Here is a 15,964-nt window from a genome sequence, read left to right on the forward strand (position 1 = left end):
CGGCCTGCTCAGGGAGCGCGAACTCCTGCTGACCTGCGTCGGTCTGTGTGGTGCCGTGCGAGCACGCACACCAGCAGCCCCAACGGAAAACCGGAGACGGGCATGAGGACCGTCCCGATCAGGCAGACGGCCAGAACCGTCCCGATCAGCGCGCGCGGATAAACGCCCGTGCGGGCGCGCGCCTGCGTGGCCAGCAGGCCGATCAGGTACAGCATCGGCGCGAACATCAGGAACCAGAACGCGGCTTGGCGGGGCGTGCTGCCGTCCACGCTGTTCCACAGGCCGGCGCGCAACAGGTCGACCAGCGGTCCCGGGTACACTGCCAGACCCACGGCGCCATGCAAGACGGCAAGGAAGCGAAACCAGAATCCGGCGTCCCGCAGGGCGTTCACGACCTTACCCGACGGTTCGCGGCAAAGCGCATCATGGCGCTGATCACCAGATGATGAAAAGGCAGGATGGTCGTGAAGTACACGCGGCCCACGGCATTGTGCAGGTGCACGACCGTGATCACCCGGAAGACGGCTTCGTCGTGCGTAGCGGGCTCACGCAGTACCGCGAGGCGCGCGCTGAGGTGGGCTTCGCGGGCCACCGCCACCCAGTAGAGATCTGCATGTGCGGCTTCGACCTCGAAAAACGACACGCGTTCTCCGCTTTGCATCGGCACGAGACGTGGTGCACGCGTAAAATCCGGAATGCCCGTGGTCCGGTGGCCCAGCACCCCCAGAAACACCACCCGCACGCGGTACAGGGCGCGCAACCAGGGCGGCGCGTAACCGAGCAGGCTTGCCAGGAAGTCGGGCAGGTTGCTGGTGGACCGGACCTGTTTTTCTTCGACGTAGGATGCCGTGCGGATGGCGTCCTGAAGCGCCCTTGGATAGGTCATGGGGAGTCCTGTTCTGAAGACATGAGGTGTTGGAGTTCGGCCAGCATGGCGCGCAATTCCGAGGAGCTGACGGCGGGCCGCAGCTGCAGTGCGCCCAGATACACGGCGTAGGTGAGGCGTGCGAGCTGCGCTCCGCGTTCGGAGTCGCCGGTAACCTCACTCAGCAGGCGCTGCAGGTACGTGAGTCTTTCGTCGTCCATCCGCTCGAGCAGCGATGCCACTTCGGCGTCGTAGCTGGCCCAGCCACGTAAGGCCGTCTCGAATGCCGGTGATCCGCTGGCCACCTCGTCCGCAAGGCGGGCAAAGCGCTCGTGGGGATCGAGGGCTTCGTCGGCGAGACGCGTCACCGAGCGGTAGCCGACTTCCTCGATGTGCTCCAGAAGGGCGGCCTTGAACGCCGTGAGGTTCTGAAAGTGATGGTAGAAGGAACCTTTGGTCCGCCCGACGTACGAAGTGAGCTTTTCAACGGTCAGCGCAGAGGCACCTTCGTGTACCACGAGTTCCAGTGCCGCCGAGAGCCACTGCTCGGGGGTGCTGCGATTCATCGTTCTCCCTTCTTCCATACCATACCGTATGGTATGGAAAGCTGTCCGGGACATTGCTCCCCAGGGGAGCAGGCCAAAACCACCGCTGCACAAGTAGAAAAAGCGCGCCCGTGAACTACCATGAACGCAGCATGCCCGTGACGCGTTTTGTGCTGGCCTCACTCTGTCTGCTGACCGCCTGCGCGCCCCGCAGCGCGCGCGCACCCATCGCTCCACCCGTCGGTCAGGCGGCCATGCCCCCGGCTGCCGGCCATGTGGAGCAAAGTGCAGGAAATCCGCCTTCCGTGCCGCTGCTGCCGGAACCGCCCGTCATGCCGACGGTCGCCCTGCCTACCCCGCTGATCGGTGCGGCGTACATCATGGCGCGGCTGAACGACCTGCGTCAGGCGGGCGTCCATTGCCCCAGCGGTCCACGGACGAGCGTGCCGGCCGTTCGCTTTCAGGTGCTGCTCACCGAGGCCGCGCGGGCACAAGCTGCGTTCATGGCGAATTCCGGTCGCATCACGCACGTGGGTCCTGACAACTCGGCGCCCCGAGAGCGTGTCGCTCGCCTTGGAGTGAACGCTGCCTACGTCTCCGAGGTCATCTACCTGCAGCGAGGCGGACAGGAAGAAGACGCGCTGCGCTGGTGGCTCAATTCGAGCGTGCACTGCAACGTCCTGACCGACCCTCGTTACGCCCATGTCGGAGCCAGTGTCACACCCGGTGCGTTCGGTACGGCGTTCGTCGTGGTACTGAGTGGACCTTGAAACGAGGACAGCAGGTCACCCGCACGTCTGGCCTTCAGGTGCCTTTCTGCTTTTTGCAGAGTTGTACCTGACAAACCGGGCAAAGTAACGCAGTTCCGGCAGATTCGATCTGTTTATAGCATAATATGCACACTTCTCTTGGAGGACAGATGACCAAAGCCAGCAAAAAATCCGATGCACCACGGACACGCGAAGCGCCGACCCCCCGCGAGGACGCCCTGCGTGGTTTCGACGCCCTGATGGCGACTGCCGGTGTGGAAAGCACCATTGTGAAGCACGCCGCGAGCGGGGCCGACAGCCAGACCCTGAACGACGAACTCACCCGCAGCCTGCAGCTTGCCCATGACCGCTGGGGGCTCGGGCTGTTGCACCTGCGCCACGAAGCCCGTCTGGACCGTGGTGAGGACACCGACGTGATCCTGCTGGTGGACGGACGCGAGGTCGCGCGGCTTTCGCAAGGGGCCGCCGCCATCTCTGCTACCTATGAAACCATGCGCGCTCAGAACGCCGACGACCTGAGCGACTGGGGCGTACTGCCGGAAGGTCACCGCGTTACCCTCAAGGCAGGCAACAACCAGATGCGTGTGCTCGTCGAGGATGCCCGCGACTTCGAGACCCACTGGTCGAGCGAGCGCGGTGGCGCTTTCGTGCGCACCTGGCGGCAGGGCGAGACCCTCGCCGTCGAGGTCCACCGTCCCGCCTCACCGGGCACCGCCCTGGCGGACGCTGCCTGGGACGCCATTATGTCGATCAAGGACCGCAACTTTCAGCGTGAACTGATGGAGCGCAGCAACAGCGTCGGCATGCTTGGCGCGTTGCTCGGCGCACGGCACAAGGACGCCGGACGCGCCCTGGAACGCCTGCCCGAGGCGCACTTCGCCGTTCGCAGCACGGTCGTGCGCATGACCGGAGGAGCACAGCGTGAATTCGATCAATGGCGAAGCATGGTGCGCGAGGGGCTCGACCAACTCGACGAACTGCAGAAGACCACCACCCGTCACCTGACCGAGATTTTGCGCCACGGGCTGAAGTAAGGCAGGGTTTTTCCGCGGGTACCCACACTTTCTCCTGGTTGTCTCCGAGTACGAGCAGGGGCGATCACCCCTGCTCGTAAACTTCCCCAAAGCGAGCTGATAGACGCCCTCACGCCGTTTCCCGGAGTGAGATGCGAACACCAGTGCGGTAGGTCGGGCCGCGCATTGTCGCAAGTGACCGGCTCAAGAGCATGGCCGCTGTTCGTGCGCGTCCCGTGGAAAGCAGGTCGTGATGTCCAGAGACCGCGACAGGGGCTTTTCGTGCGCCGGGCAGAGGAGTACATTACGGTCAAGCACAACGGGTCGAGCAGGGCGGATTCAATTGGACGGCATTGACGATGTGTTCGTTCACTGCTCGCTTGTCACCGAATATTGACACAAGTGGTCATTTTTTCGTCATGAATTGACGCTTACGGCACCACCTTTTGTATTTTGTTGGTATTTGGCTGTACAATGGCCATACCAAAAGCTCGCGACCTGGCGCACGCAGAAGACGCGTGTAGATTCGGTTTTGCATTTTTATGCAAGGCGCTCAGAAATCGTCGAGTGCGCATAACTTGTTGGACAGTGTGTCAGAAAGAAAAATCCGTAGACTGGCGAGGTGATTGTCTGTAAGAAATCTCTCGCGTTTGTTGACTTTATACATTAATCATTGTATAATCCGGTATTGCGGTTAATCGTCTCCCGCGAGGGTCAGACCGCTGTGCGCCGCCCCGCTCAAATCTGAAAAAGCGAAAAAAGCAGCGCTTTGCGGCGGGCGCCGTGTTCACTCAAGCTGACTCGAGTCCTTTCCTTCGCGAGGTCAAAGCATGGACGAATACCGCCGGCCCAGAGACGAGGGTGGATCGCCGACCGCCCCCCACCCCAGCCAGACCGCTCCGGGAAATGCGCTCTTCGCGGAAGTCTATCCGCCCATGAGTGCCCACGAGGCCGTCGTCGAGGCAAACCGCTGCCTGTACTGCTACGACGCGCCCTGCCTGCAGGCCTGCCCGACCCACATCGACATTCCGACCTTCATCCGCAAGATCGCTACCGGTAATCTGCGCGGCAGCGCCCGCACCATCCTGGAAGCCAACTTCCTGGGTGGCACCTGCGGACGCGTCTGCCCCGTCGAGGAACTCTGTGAAGGGGCCTGCGTCCTGGGCAAGGACCACGAACCCATCGCCATCGGGCGCCTGCAGCGGCACGCCGTCGATTACGTACAGGAACGCGGCATCGAGGTCTTTCAGGCAGGTGCGCGCAACGGGCGCCGCGTCGCCGTCGTCGGCTCCGGGCCCGCCGGGATTTCCTGCAGCGCCGAACTCGCCAAGCTCGGCTATGAGGTCACCCTGCTCGAAAAGCGCGAACTTGGTGGCGGCCTCAGTACGTACGGCATCATTGTGCTGCGCGAACCTATCGAGGTCGCGCTGCGTGAAGTTGAGTCCCTGCGCCATCTGGGTGTGGAAGTCCGCACGGGCAGCGAAATTACTTCGCGCGTGGACCTCGAAGCGCTCCTCGCGAGCTACGACGCGGTGTTCCTGGCGGTCGGCCTGGGGGCCGTGCCCGCCATGGGTATTCCCGGTGAAGAGTACATCGTGGACGGTCTGCAGTTCATCGAGGACGGCAAGCTCGACATCGACGCACTGCAGGTCGGCAGACAGGTCGCGGTGATCGGCGCGGGCAACACCGCCGTGGACGCCGCCACCATCGCGCGTCGCAAGGGCGCGCAGACCACCATGGTCTACCGGCGCGGCGAGAGCGAAATGACCGCTTATCAGCACGAGTTCCTCTTCGCCCTGCGCGAAGGCATCCGGTACGAGTTCTTCACGCAGCCCATCGGCGTTGAAGTGCAGGGTGGGCAGGTCACCGGCCTCAAGTGCATCCGGGTGGAGCTCGGCGAAGTCGATGCCAGCGGCCGGCCTGCGCCAGTCCTGGTGGCAGGAAGCGAGTTCGTGCTGCCCTGCGATCAGGTCATCAAGGCCATCGGGCAGGAAAAGCCCAGCCTCGCGCAGACGCTGGGCCTCGACACGGAAAAAGGCTACATCAAGGTCGGCGATGACCTGCGCACCAGCATCGCGCGCGTGTACGCCGGTGGTGACTGCGTGCGCGCCAAGGGCACTGCCAGTACCGTCATGGCCGTCGAGGACGGCAAGATCGCCGCGAGAAGCATTCACGCCGCGCTGCAAGACCAAACACTACAAGACCAGATACTGCAGGACCAGGCTGCGCACGCCCAAACCATCACCATTGCCCCGGAGGCGCCCCATGGCTGACCTGAGCATCGACTTTGCCGGTATCCGCTCGCCCAACCCCTTCTGGCTCGCGAGTGCGCCGCCCAGCAACAGCGGCTACCAGGTGCAGAAGGCCTTTGAAGCCGGCTGGGGCGGCGCGGTGTGGAAAACCATCGGCGCGCCCGTGCTGAACATCAGCAACCGCTACGGCGGCCTGAGCGTCTACGGGCAGCGCCTGGTCGGCCTGAACAACATGGAGCTGATCTCCGACCGGCCGCTGGAGGTGAATTTGCGCGAAATCGCCGAGGTGAAGCGCAACTTCCCGGACCGTGCGGTGGTCGTGTCCGCCATGGTGGAAAGCGACCCCAGAGCTTGGGCCGACATTGTGCGGCGCATCGAGGACACCGGCGCGGACGGCATCGAACTCAATTACGGCTGTCCGCACGGCATGAGCGAGCGGGGCATGGGCAGCGCCGTCGGTCAGGTTCCCGAATACTGCGAGCAGATCACCCGCTGGGTCACCGAGGTCGCGCGCATTCCGGTGATCGTGAAGCTCACCCCCAACATCACCGACATCACCCACCCTGCCCGCGCGGGCGTGGCCGGCGGAGCGCAGGCCCTCAGCCTGATCAACACCATCAACAGCATCATCAACGTCAACCTCGACACCTTCGAACTGACCCCCAGCGTGGGTGGCTACGGCAGTCATGGCGGCTACGCCGGCCCGGCCGTGAAGCCCATCGCGCTCAACATGCTCTCCGAGGTCGCCCGGGTGGCCGAGGTGCGCGCGCGCGGCCTGCCCATCAGCGGAATGGGCGGCATTCAGACCTGGCGCGACGCGGCCGAGTTTCTGCTGCTGGGTGCGACCAGCCTGCAGGTCTGCACCGCCGTCATGCACTACGGCTTTCGCATCATCGAGGACCTCACCGACGGCCTCAGCAACTGGCTCGACGACAAGGGCTTCGCGAGCGTGCACGACGTCATCGGCCTCAGCCTGCCCAAAGTCGGCGCCTTTGGAGACTTCGACCTGGCCTACTCGGCGGTGGCGCGCATCAACCCCGACAAGTGCATTCAGTGCAATCTCTGTTATGTGGCCTGCAACGACACCGCGCACCAGTGCATCGACCTCGTCAGCCCCGAGGGCATTCGCGTCGATCCCGGCTACGACCCGCGCGTGAACGGTCGTCAGGTGGCCGACTCCCGTCCCACCCCCAGCGTGCGTGAAGAAGACTGCGTGGGCTGCGCGCTGTGCTACAACGTCTGCCCGGTAGACGGCTGCATCGAGATGGTCAGCGTGCCCTCGGGCCGCGAGAGCGTGACCTGGAAGCAGCTCTCGGCTACCCAGCCGCAGGTCACGCAGGACTGGGACGCCATGGAAGCCTACCGCAAGCAGGTCGGCATCGACATACACTGAAGAGATTGAGCCCTTTGGCCAAAAGCGAACGGCAAACGGCTCAAGGCAACATTCCCGCGCTTCAAGGAGGTTCACGGCATGCCCCTGCTGATCAAGAACGGTGAAATTGTCACGGCCGACGCCCGCTACCGGGCGGACATCCTCGCGGAAGGGGAGACCATCACCCGCATCGGCGTGAACCTGGAAGCGCCCGCAGGCGCCGAGGTGATCGACGCGGCGGGAAAACTGGTGTTTCCCGGCTTCATCGATCCGCACGTGCACGTCTACCTGCCCTTCATGGCGACCTTTGCCAAGGACACCCACGCGACCGCCAGCCGGGCGGCCCTGATCGGCGGTACCACCACCTTTATTGAGATGTGCTGCCCTTCGCGCAACGACGACGCCCTGGAGGGCTACGAGCTGTGGAAGTCCAAGGCAGAGGGGCAAAGTGCCTGCGACTACACCTTCCACATGTCCGTCACCAAGTTCGACGAGAACACCGAAGCGCAACTGCGCCAGATCGTCGCCGACGGTATCACGTCCTTCAAGGTCTTTTTGAGTTACAAGAACTTCTTCGGCGTCGAGGACGGCGAACTCTACCAGACCCTGATGCTCGCGCGTGAACTCGGGGTGATCGTCACGGCGCACTGCGAGAACGCCGAACTGGTGTCCCGCCTGCAGGGACAGCTGCTCTCGGAAGGCAAGACCGGCCCGGAGTGGCACGAGAAAAGCCGCCCGGAGGAAGTCGAGGCCGAAGGCACCAACCGCTTCGCGACCTTTCTGGAAACCACCGGCGCGAGGGGCTACGTGGTGCACCTGTCGTGCGAGAAGGCCCTCAGGATGGCGCTCGCCGCCAAGGAGCGCGGGGTGGACCTCACGGTCGAGAGCGTCATTCCGCACTTCCTGCTCGACAAGACCTACGCCGAGCGGCCCGGCGTCGAGGGTGCCAAGCACGTCATGAGCCCGCCGCTGCGCGACAAACGCAACCAGAAGGCCCTCTGGGACGCCCTGGCGAGCGGCATGATCGACACGGTCGGCACCGACCACTGCCCCTTTGATGTGGCCCAGAAGGAACTGGGTCGGGACAACTTCACCCAGATTCCCAACGGCATTCCCGCCATCGAGGACCGCGTGAACCTGCTCTACACCTACGGCGTGAGCCGCGGCAGGCTCGACATTCACCGCTTCGTGGACGCCGCGAGCACCAAAGCGGCCAAGCTTTTTGGCCTCTTTCCGCGCAAGGGCACCATCGCGGTGGGCAGTGACGCGGACCTGGTGGTATTTGACCCCACCTACCGCGGCACCATCAGCGCCGCCACGCATCACGTCAACAACGACTACAGCGGCTTCGAGGGCTTCGAGATCGACGGTCGCCCGGTGGTCGTGACGGTGCGCGGACAGGTGGCCGTGCGTGACGGGCAGTTTGTGGGTGACCCCGCGCGCGGGCAGCTGCTGCGCCGCACTCCCACGGGCGTCCGCGCGCCCGCACCCGCGGAGCCCGTGGCGTGACCCTCACCGCCGCGCAGCGCGGAGCGCCTCCCGGCGAGGCGCCGGGCGCCATCAGCGTGCGCAACCTCAACATGGTGTTCGGCGCGCCCGGCGGGGACGTCATCGCGCTTCAGAACGCCAACCTGGAGATCGGTGCGGGCGAATTCATCAGCCTGATCGGTCCTTCGGGCTGCGGCAAGACCACCCTGCTGCGTCTGATGGCCGACCTCACGCAGCCCACGAGCGGCGAAATCCGCGTGAACGGCCTCACGCCCACCCGGGCGCGCGAGCAGCGCGCCTACGGCTACGTCTTTCAGGCGCCGGCGCTCTTCGAGTGGCGCAGCGTCCTCAACAACGTCACGCTGCCCCTCGAGGTGATGGACTTTCCCAAAAACGAACGCAAGGCGCGCGCCGAGCAGATGCTGCGGCTGGTCGGGCTGCAGAACTTCACCCGCTCGTACCCCTGGCAGCTCTCGGGAGGCATGCAGCAGCGGGTGTCCATCGCACGCGCCCTGGCGTTTGATCCGCAGATCCTCCTGATGGACGAGCCCTTCGGCGCCCTCGACGAGATCACCCGTGAGAACCTCAACATGGAACTGCTGCGCCTGTGGCGCGAAACCGGCAAGACGGTCGTGTTCGTCACCCATAGCATCAGCGAGGCGGTGTTTCTCTCGACCCGCGTGGTCGTCATGACCTCGCGACCCGGCAAGATCGAGGGCGTCGTCGACATCGACCTGCCGCAACCGCGCGGGGCGGAGGTGCGCGAGCTGCCACGCTTCTTCGAACTCGCCACGCAGGTGCGCGAGCTGCTGCGCAGAGGGCACGGTTTTGACCTGCATGAGTGAGCCTGGAACGAGAGACACCATGATAAGAGGTGCCGCGTGACGGTCCGGGCCGCTCCAGGCCGCCGCTTTTCGCCGCGTGGCAGCAACCTGGGGCCAATGCTGGTGGTGGCGCTGGTGGTGCTCTTTCTCTACTGGCCGCTGATGCTGTGGGTGAACGCCGGGCAGGCCGCGCGGGCCCTCGAGAGCGGCGCCGACCTCGGGTGCGCCACCGCGCTCTCGTGCGCGACGCAGCTGCGAAACCCTGTCCTGCCCGCGCCTGGCCAGCTCGCGCAGGCCTTCAAGGCCCTCAGCGTGCCCCCGCTCGCGCCGACCAGCGCGCCTTACAACACCCTCGTCACGGCGGGGGAGACCCTGGTCGGCCTCGCGATTGCCAGCGTGCTGGGCGTGCTGCTCGCGCTCTTTCTGGTGGTGAGCCGCGGCTTCGAGCGGGCCGTGCTGCCCTGGCTGATCGCCTCGCAGACCGTACCGATCATCGCGCTCGCGCCCATGCTGGCCGTGGTGCTGGGGCAGTACGGCGTGCAGGGCTGGCTGCCCAAGGCCCTCATCGCGTCCTATATCGCCTTTTTCCCCGTGGCGGTGGGCGTCGCGCGCGGTCTGCGCAGCCCCGACCCGCTGCAGCTCGATTTGATGCGCACCTACAACGCGCCCCGCGCAGGGGTGTTCTGGAAGCTGCAGTTGCCCGCCAGCGTCCCCTTTCTCTTCACCGCCCTGAAAGTGGCCGCGACGAGCGCCCTGATCGGCAGCATCGTCGCGGAGATCAGCACCATCAGCTTCAGCGGGCTCGGGAAGATGCTGGCCGAGAACTCACGCGCCAGCGACACCCTGGCGCTGTGGACCATCATGTTTTACGGCGCGGCCCTGGGCATCGGGCTGGTCGCGTTCATCGGGCTGCTCGAAAGGTGGGTGACCCCGTGGCGAGCCGGACAGCCGAAGTGAGCCTCTCCGGTGGGCGTTTCTCGCCGCTGGCGCGCGGCTGGGGGCTGATCGCCCTTTCCGTGCTGCTGCTCGGCGTGGCCCTGCTGCTGATGCTGCCTTACAGCGAACAGGCCGTGCCGCCCGGCACCCGGTGGCCGGGCGTGCTGCTTGCACTCTTCGGCGTCCTGGCCGGAGCACTCGGCATCGGCGCGGTGGCGGCCCGCACCCGCGGTTTCCTGCCTGCCCTGATCACGCTCGCGCTGACCCTGCTCACCGTCGAGGTGCTGCTGCGCGCCTACAACGTTCCGGCGGGCCTGATTCCCACGCCCAGCCGCGTCTGGCAGGCCCTGGTGAATGCCCGCGTGGTGCTGCTGCGCGACACGCAGGTGACCTTTTTGCAAGAAGCCCTGGTGGGATACCTCGGCGGCAGTGTCGCGGCCATTCTCACCGCGCTCGCCATCGTGCGCTTTCGTTTTCTGGAGCGCGGCATGCTGCCTTACGCGGGGCTCTTTTCCAGCATTCCCATCGTGGCGCTCGCTCCGGTCATCGTGAAAGCTTTCGGACTGGAGTGGACCTCCAAGGCCATCATCGTGGGCATCACGGTGTTCTTTCCGGTCGTCGTGAACGTCGTGCGTGGCCTGCAGAGCGCCAGTCCACTGCACCTCGACCTGATGCGCACCTACGCTGTCTCACCCGCCAGGACCTTCCTGCTGGTGCGCGTTCCCGCCGCGCTGCCCTTTTTGTTCAACGCCCTCAAGATCGCCTCGACCCTGGCGATGATCGGCGCGATCGTCGGGGAGTTCTTCGGCACGACCGGCGCGGGCCTGGGGTTTCGCATTCAGATCGAAGCGGGCCGCTTCAACCTCGACATCGTCTGGGCGGCCATTGTCGTCGCAAGCATTCTGGGCATTGCCTTTTACGGCCTGGTGCAGTGGGCCGAGCAGCGCTTTACCGGTTGGCATGCCAGCAACCGCTGAGGCCCTCTTAAACATCTCCTTTTCGCGTATCACCTTCCCAGGAGGAAGCCATGAAGAAAAGCCTCGTACTGTTCGGTTTGTTGATTCTCGGCACGGCCAGCGCCCAGGAAAAACTGGTGCCCGTAAAGCTGCAGCTCAAGTGGTTCCCGCAGGCGCAGTTCGCCGGGTTCTTCGTGGCGCAGGAAAAGGGCTTTTTCAAGGCCGAAGGGCTCGACGTGCAGCTGCTCCCCATCGGTGACCAGAGCCCCATCCAGACCGTCGCCACAGGCGCGGCCGACTTCGGCACCACCTGGATCACCGACCTGCTCACCGCGCGCCAGCAGGGCCTGCCGATGGTGCACATCGCGCAGGTGTTTCAGAAGAGCGGCTACACCCTGGTGGCCCTCAAGAGCAAGAACATCAAGAGCGTGGCGGACTTCAAGGGCAAGAAATTGGGTGTCTGGCCCAGCGGCAACGAATACCCCGCCGTGGCGCTGCTGAAAAACAACAAGCTCACCTCCAGCCTCGACGCCAATGCCGCGCGGCCCGACGTGCAGGCCGTCACCTACCCCTTTGACCCCAGCCTGGTCTTCCCGGACAAGGTGGATCTGGTGTCGGCCATGACCTACAACGAACTCAATCAGATTCAGGGCCTGGGGTACAGCCTCGACAAACTGCAGGTGTTCCGCATGGCCGACCTGGGTGTGAACCTGCTCGAGGACCTGATGTTCACCAGCGAGCGGGTCCTGAACGACAAGAACTTCAAAAACAGCGGCATGAGCGGCCGTGAAGTGGCCGCCAGACTGGTGCGCGCCAGCCTCAAGGGTTGGGATTACGCCGTGAAGAACCAGGCCGAGGCCGTGAACATCGTGCTGCCCAAGTGCGGCAACACCTGCAAGGGCAGCGGCAATCGCGCCGACGCCAAGGGGCACCAGACCTGGCAGATGACCGAAATCGCCAAGCTGTACAACGCCGGCCCAACCCTCAAGGGGCAGGCCGGATACCTGGACCCTGGCACCTACAAGAACAACGTCAAGCTGCTGCGTGATCTGGGCATCCTGAAGGCCGACCCGGTGGCGGCGGCCGTGGACTACAGCGTCTGGGAAGCCGCGACCGGTAAGAAAGCCCAGCGCTAAAGCGGTTGTCAGAGATATTGATCGATTTTTGATCAATATCTCTGACCGAGCGGAGCGAGTAACCGTAGTGAGGAGCGTTTGGAAATGAAATTGATGGAGCGTCTTCCTCCATCAATGAAATGGACAAACGCTCTAGAGCCCAAAGAAGGGGAGGGTCACCCTCCCCTTCGCCCGAAAGGAGGGCCATGCCCGTCAATCCACAACGAACACTCGACGAACTCAAGGAACTGCGCGCCCTCACGGGCGACGAGCAGGGCGCCCAGCGCGTCGCCTTCACCGACACCTGGGCGCGGGCGCGCGCGTGGTACAGGGAGAAACTCTCGGAGTTGCCGGTCACCGTCTCGCAGGACGCCGCCGGGAACCTCTGGGCGACCCTCAAAGGCGAAAGCGAGCGCGAACTCCTGATCGGGGGTCACCTCGACAGTGTCCCGAACGGTGGCTGGCTCGACGGCTGCCTGAACGTGCTGGCCGGACTGGCAGTGCTGCGCCGCATGGCCGCCGCAGGCACACCGCCCTTTACGGTGCGTCTGGTGGACTGGGCCGACGAGGAAGGCGCGCGCTTCGGGCGCAGCCTGCTGGGGTCGAGCGCCGTGAGCGGAACCCTCATTCCGGACGAAGTGCGCGGCCTGAAAGACAAGGACGGTGTGAGCCTCCCGGAAGCGCTCGCCGGGCACGGGATCGACCTCGACCGCATGCTGGACGCCCACGCCGAACTGAAGAACGCCGCGGCTTACCTGGAGCTGCACATCGAGCAGGGCCCGGTGCTCGAAAGCCTGGACCTGCCGCTGGGCGCGGTGCTGGGCACCTTCGGGGTGGAGCGCCATACCATCACCTTTCACGGGCAGGCGGCGCACAGCGGCTCCACCCCGATGGACAAACGCAAGGACGCCTTTCTGGCGGCGGGCAGGATGGCCAGCGAGGTGTACCGCGTCACCGACCGGCACGGCGGGGTTAGCACCATTGGCAGCTGCAAGACCAGGCCCGGCATCGTCACGAGCGTTGTGGAGGAATGCGAAATCACCCTCGACCAGCGGCACCTCGACCTGAACACCCTCACGGCCATGTGGCACGACGCCCAGGACGCCGCGCAGCGTTTCGCGCAGGAAGGCCAGGTCAGCGTGAAGTTCGCCGACCTGTGGCGCATCGACCCGATGCCCTTTCACCCCGAGCTGATCGAGCTGTGCGACGAGGCCATTGTCGAGACCGTGGAGGTCTCGCACCGCCTGCCGAGCGGTCCGCTGCACGACGCCGCCGAGGTGGCCCGCGCGGGCGTGCCGACCGTGATGCTGTTCGTGCAGAGCCTGTACGGCATCAGCCACAATAAGATCGAGGACACCCGAGAAGAGCACATTCTGGCAAGCGTCGAGGCCCTTGACCGCCTGGCGGACAAGGCCATGGCCTGGATTTCGGGCGCGCAGCATTCTGCCGTCAAGTCTCAGCCCCCTCAGGCGCAAGCGGCGGGCGACATCCAAGAGCTGCGCGCCGAAGGCTGAGCGCTGCCATGCTGCCCACCCTGCACGAGATCCTCGATCTGCCCGCCTTCGCGGGCGCCGAGGTGCTGACCGGGCACGGGCAGCTGTCGCAGCGCGTCACCTGGGTTCACGTCAGCGAGGTGCTCGACGCTCACCGTTTCCTGTCGGGCGGGGAGCTGCTGGTCTCCACCGGCCTGGAACTCGCGAACGCCGATCCCCACGCGCGGGTGGGCTTCCTGCACGCCATCGCGCAGGGCGGCGCGCACGGACTGGTACTGGAACTCGTGCGGGGCCTGCGCGAACTGCCCCCTGAAATGACCCAGGCCGCGCGTCTGCTGGACTTCCCGGTGGTGGTGTTCCGCTCGGAGGTGCGCTTTGCAGACCTCACGAAGGCCGCTCACGCGCGTATCCTGCGGCCCAGCGAAGAGGGAGGGGAAGAGGGAGGTCTGCAGCCGGTCCTGGCCGCGCTGCTCGAAACCGGGCGGGCCGAGGCGTTCCTGCAGGCGCAGCTCGGGCCGCTGCTGCGCCTGCCGCTGCGGCCGCGGGCCACCCTGATCAGCACCCTGGACGCCCTGCTGATGACCCACTGGAGCGTCGCGGAAGTCGCGCGCAAGCTGGGCGTGCGCCGTCAGACGGTGTACTACCGCCTGGAGCAGATTCGCGGCATGCTGGGCGACCTCGAGGACCCCCGCAGGCACGTGGCGCTGTCGCTCGCATTGGAACTGTGCCGTGGAGACTCACGCGCCGTGGACTTTCTGCAGGGTGGCACCTTGTACAGGGACACCCTGAACAAGGACACTTTGGACCGGGAAACTTTGGACAGGCTGTCTCTTGAGGAGCGCCTGCGCTCGCCCTAGCATGAAGGCACGCTTCAAGCTTCCCTTCCTCCTTTCAGGAGGCGCCCACCGGAGGACACCTCATGCCCACACCCGTACCCACGCCCGGCGGCCCTGACGACTCGCTCGACCCGGTGGTGCGCGACAACCGCGACTACACCCTCTTTTCCTGGTCGGTGCAGAGCACCTCGAATCCCATTCATATGGCCGGCGCCCAGGGCTGCTGGTTCTGGGACGGCGACGGCAACCGCTACCTGGACTTCTCCTCGCAGCTGATCAACATCAACGTCGGGCACCAGCACCCCAAGATGCTCGAGGCCATCAAGAAGCAGGTGGACGAGCTGTGCTTTGCCGGGCCGAGTTTCGCCACCGGTCCGCGCGGGCAGCTGGGCAGGAAGCTCGCCGAGGTGACCGGACTCGCCAAGAGCTTTTACACCCTGGGCGGCGCCGAGGCCAACGAGAACGCCATGAAGATCGCGCGGCTGGTGACGGGACGCGACAAGATCATCACCCGTTACCGTTCGTACCACGGCGCGACGATGGGCGCCATGACGGCGAGCGGTGACCCCCGGCGCTGGCCGGTCGAGCCGGGCGTGCCGAACATCGTGCGGGTCTTCGATCCCTACTGCTACCGCTGCCCCTTTGGCAAGACACCCGACAGCTGTGGCCGCGAATGCGTCACGCACATCGAGGAAGTCATTCAGATGGAAGGGCCGCACAACATCGCGGCCATCATGGTGGAAGGTATCACCGGCAGCAACGGCCTGCTGGTCCCGCCCGACGATTACTATCCCAGGCTGCGCGCCCTGTGCGACAAGTACGGCATCCTGCTCATCGACGACGAGGTCATGAGCGGCTTCGGGCGCACCGGCAAGTGGCTCGCCACGCAGCACTACGGAATCAAGCCCGACATCGTCACCTGCGCCAAAGGCCTCACGAGCGGCTACATGCCCCTCGGGGCAGTCGTGGTGTCGCAGCACATCGCCGATTACTTCGAGAAAAACATGCTGTGGGGCGGCCTGACCTACAGCGGACACCCGGTCAGCTGCGCCGCCGCCGTCGCGAACCTGAACATCTACGAGGAAGAGCGGATCTTCGAGCACGTGCTGGAACTCGGCGCGCACCTCGAAGAGCGCCTGCTGGCCATGAAGCACAAGTACGCCTGCGTCGGCGACGTGCGCATGAAGGGCCTGTTCAGTGTGCTGGAACTGGTGCGCGACAAGGCGACCAAGGAACCCCTGGCGCCCTTCAACGGCACCTCGCCCGAGATGCAGAAACTGGCCGTCCACCTCAAGAGCCAGCGCCTGTACGCCTTCAGCCGCTTCAACATGCTGTGGGTCTGCCCACCCCTGGTGATCACCCGCGACGAACTGGATTTCGGTCTCGACATCATCGAGGGCGCCCTCGCGCTGGTGGACGACCTGATCGCCGTACCGGTGGCCGCCGACGACTGAGAGCCGTGAGTTCACGGCTCCCCGCTCCGAATCCTCGTACCGAAC

Annotated in this window: 15 protein-coding genes; 12 read left to right on the forward strand and 3 right to left on the reverse strand. The window is 65.1% G+C overall.

All coding sequences use genetic code 11. The annotated features are described in order from the left end of the window. Positions 1-8: 8 nt before the first annotated feature. Genes DEIPE_RS11065 through DEIPE_RS11075 form a run of 3 tightly spaced genes read right to left on the reverse strand, consistent with a single transcriptional unit; the run spans position 9 to position 1,431 of the window. Complete coding sequence (locus DEIPE_RS11065; protein ID WP_015236055.1) at positions 9-392, reverse strand: DUF6463 family protein; 384 nt, start codon at positions 390-392, stop codon at positions 9-11. Beyond that, on the reverse strand, positions 389-886 hold the full coding sequence (locus tag DEIPE_RS11070) for a DUF2867 domain-containing protein (RefSeq protein ID WP_015236056.1): 498 nt from the start codon (positions 884-886) through the stop codon (positions 389-391). The genes DEIPE_RS11065 and DEIPE_RS11070 overlap by 4 nt, the downstream gene beginning before the upstream one ends. After that, positions 883-1,431 (reverse strand): TetR/AcrR family transcriptional regulator, encoded by a 549-nt coding sequence (locus DEIPE_RS11075; protein ID WP_015236057.1) that lies wholly within the window; start codon positions 1,429-1,431, stop codon positions 883-885. Before DEIPE_RS11075 ends, DEIPE_RS11070 begins: the two co-directional genes overlap by 4 nt. Before the next feature lie 110 nt (positions 1,432-1,541). Here DEIPE_RS11075 and DEIPE_RS11080 point away from each other — a divergent pair, with 110 nt between their 5' ends. The 12 genes from DEIPE_RS11080 (at position 1,542) to DEIPE_RS11135 (ending at position 15,919) form a co-directional block, all read left to right on the forward strand. Next, positions 1,542-2,180: a CAP domain-containing protein gene (locus DEIPE_RS11080; protein ID WP_157448841.1), complete on the forward strand. Its 639-nt coding sequence runs from the start codon at positions 1,542-1,544 to the stop codon at positions 2,178-2,180. Between the two features lie 149 nt (positions 2,181-2,329). Next, positions 2,330-3,214: a hypothetical protein gene (locus tag DEIPE_RS11085; protein ID WP_015236059.1), complete on the forward strand. Its 885-nt coding sequence runs from the start codon at positions 2,330-2,332 to the stop codon at positions 3,212-3,214. Positions 3,215-4,023: 809 nt separating this feature from the next. Next, a complete protein-coding gene (locus DEIPE_RS11090; protein ID WP_015236060.1) occupies positions 4,024-5,466 on the forward strand; it encodes an NAD(P)-dependent oxidoreductase in 1,443 nt (480 codons plus the stop codon). Next, positions 5,459-6,838 carry an NAD-dependent dihydropyrimidine dehydrogenase subunit PreA gene (gene preA, locus DEIPE_RS11095; protein ID WP_015236061.1) on the forward strand — a complete coding sequence of 460 codons (1,380 nt, stop codon included), beginning with the start codon at positions 5,459-5,461 and terminating at the stop codon, positions 6,836-6,838. Before DEIPE_RS11090 ends, preA begins: the two co-directional genes overlap by 8 nt. Positions 6,839-6,916: 78 nt before the next feature. Beyond that, entirely contained in the window at positions 6,917-8,326 is a 1,410-nt protein-coding gene (hydA, locus tag DEIPE_RS11100; RefSeq protein WP_015236062.1) for a dihydropyrimidinase, read from the forward strand. Further along, the gene (locus DEIPE_RS11105) at positions 8,323-9,150 is read left to right on the forward strand and encodes an ABC transporter ATP-binding protein (protein WP_015236063.1); all 828 of its coding nucleotides are present in this window, start codon (positions 8,323-8,325) and stop codon (positions 9,148-9,150) included. Before hydA ends, DEIPE_RS11105 begins: the two co-directional genes overlap by 4 nt. A 36-nt stretch (positions 9,151-9,186) precedes the next feature. After that, positions 9,187-10,086 carry an ABC transporter permease gene (locus DEIPE_RS11110; protein WP_015236064.1) on the forward strand — a complete coding sequence of 300 codons (900 nt, stop codon included), beginning with the start codon at positions 9,187-9,189 and terminating at the stop codon, positions 10,084-10,086. Further along, positions 10,062-11,042 (forward strand): ABC transporter permease, encoded by a 981-nt coding sequence (locus tag DEIPE_RS11115; RefSeq protein ID WP_015236065.1) that lies wholly within the window; start codon positions 10,062-10,064, stop codon positions 11,040-11,042. Before DEIPE_RS11110 ends, DEIPE_RS11115 begins: the two co-directional genes overlap by 25 nt. A gap of 50 nt (positions 11,043-11,092) precedes the next feature. Next, positions 11,093-12,157: an ABC transporter substrate-binding protein gene (locus tag DEIPE_RS11120; RefSeq protein ID WP_015236066.1), complete on the forward strand. Its 1,065-nt coding sequence runs from the start codon at positions 11,093-11,095 to the stop codon at positions 12,155-12,157. A gap of 185 nt (positions 12,158-12,342) precedes the next feature. Further along, positions 12,343-13,650, forward strand: a complete 1,308-nt coding sequence (locus tag DEIPE_RS11125; RefSeq protein ID WP_015236067.1) for a Zn-dependent hydrolase — start codon at positions 12,343-12,345, stop codon at positions 13,648-13,650. 8 nt (positions 13,651-13,658) lie between these two features. Next, positions 13,659-14,486, forward strand: coding sequence for a PucR family transcriptional regulator (locus DEIPE_RS11130; protein WP_015236068.1), 828 nt, complete (start codon positions 13,659-13,661; stop codon positions 14,484-14,486). Positions 14,487-14,548: 62 nt separating this feature from the next. Further along, on the forward strand, positions 14,549-15,919 hold the full coding sequence (locus DEIPE_RS11135; RefSeq protein WP_015236069.1) for an aminotransferase class III-fold pyridoxal phosphate-dependent enzyme: 1,371 nt from the start codon (positions 14,549-14,551) through the stop codon (positions 15,917-15,919). Positions 15,920-15,964: the final 45 nt, after the last annotated feature.

The organism is Deinococcus peraridilitoris DSM 19664, from assembly GCF_000317835.1.
GTDB classification, from domain to species: Bacteria; Deinococcota; Deinococci; order Deinococcales; family Deinococcaceae; genus Deinococcus_A; species Deinococcus_A peraridilitoris.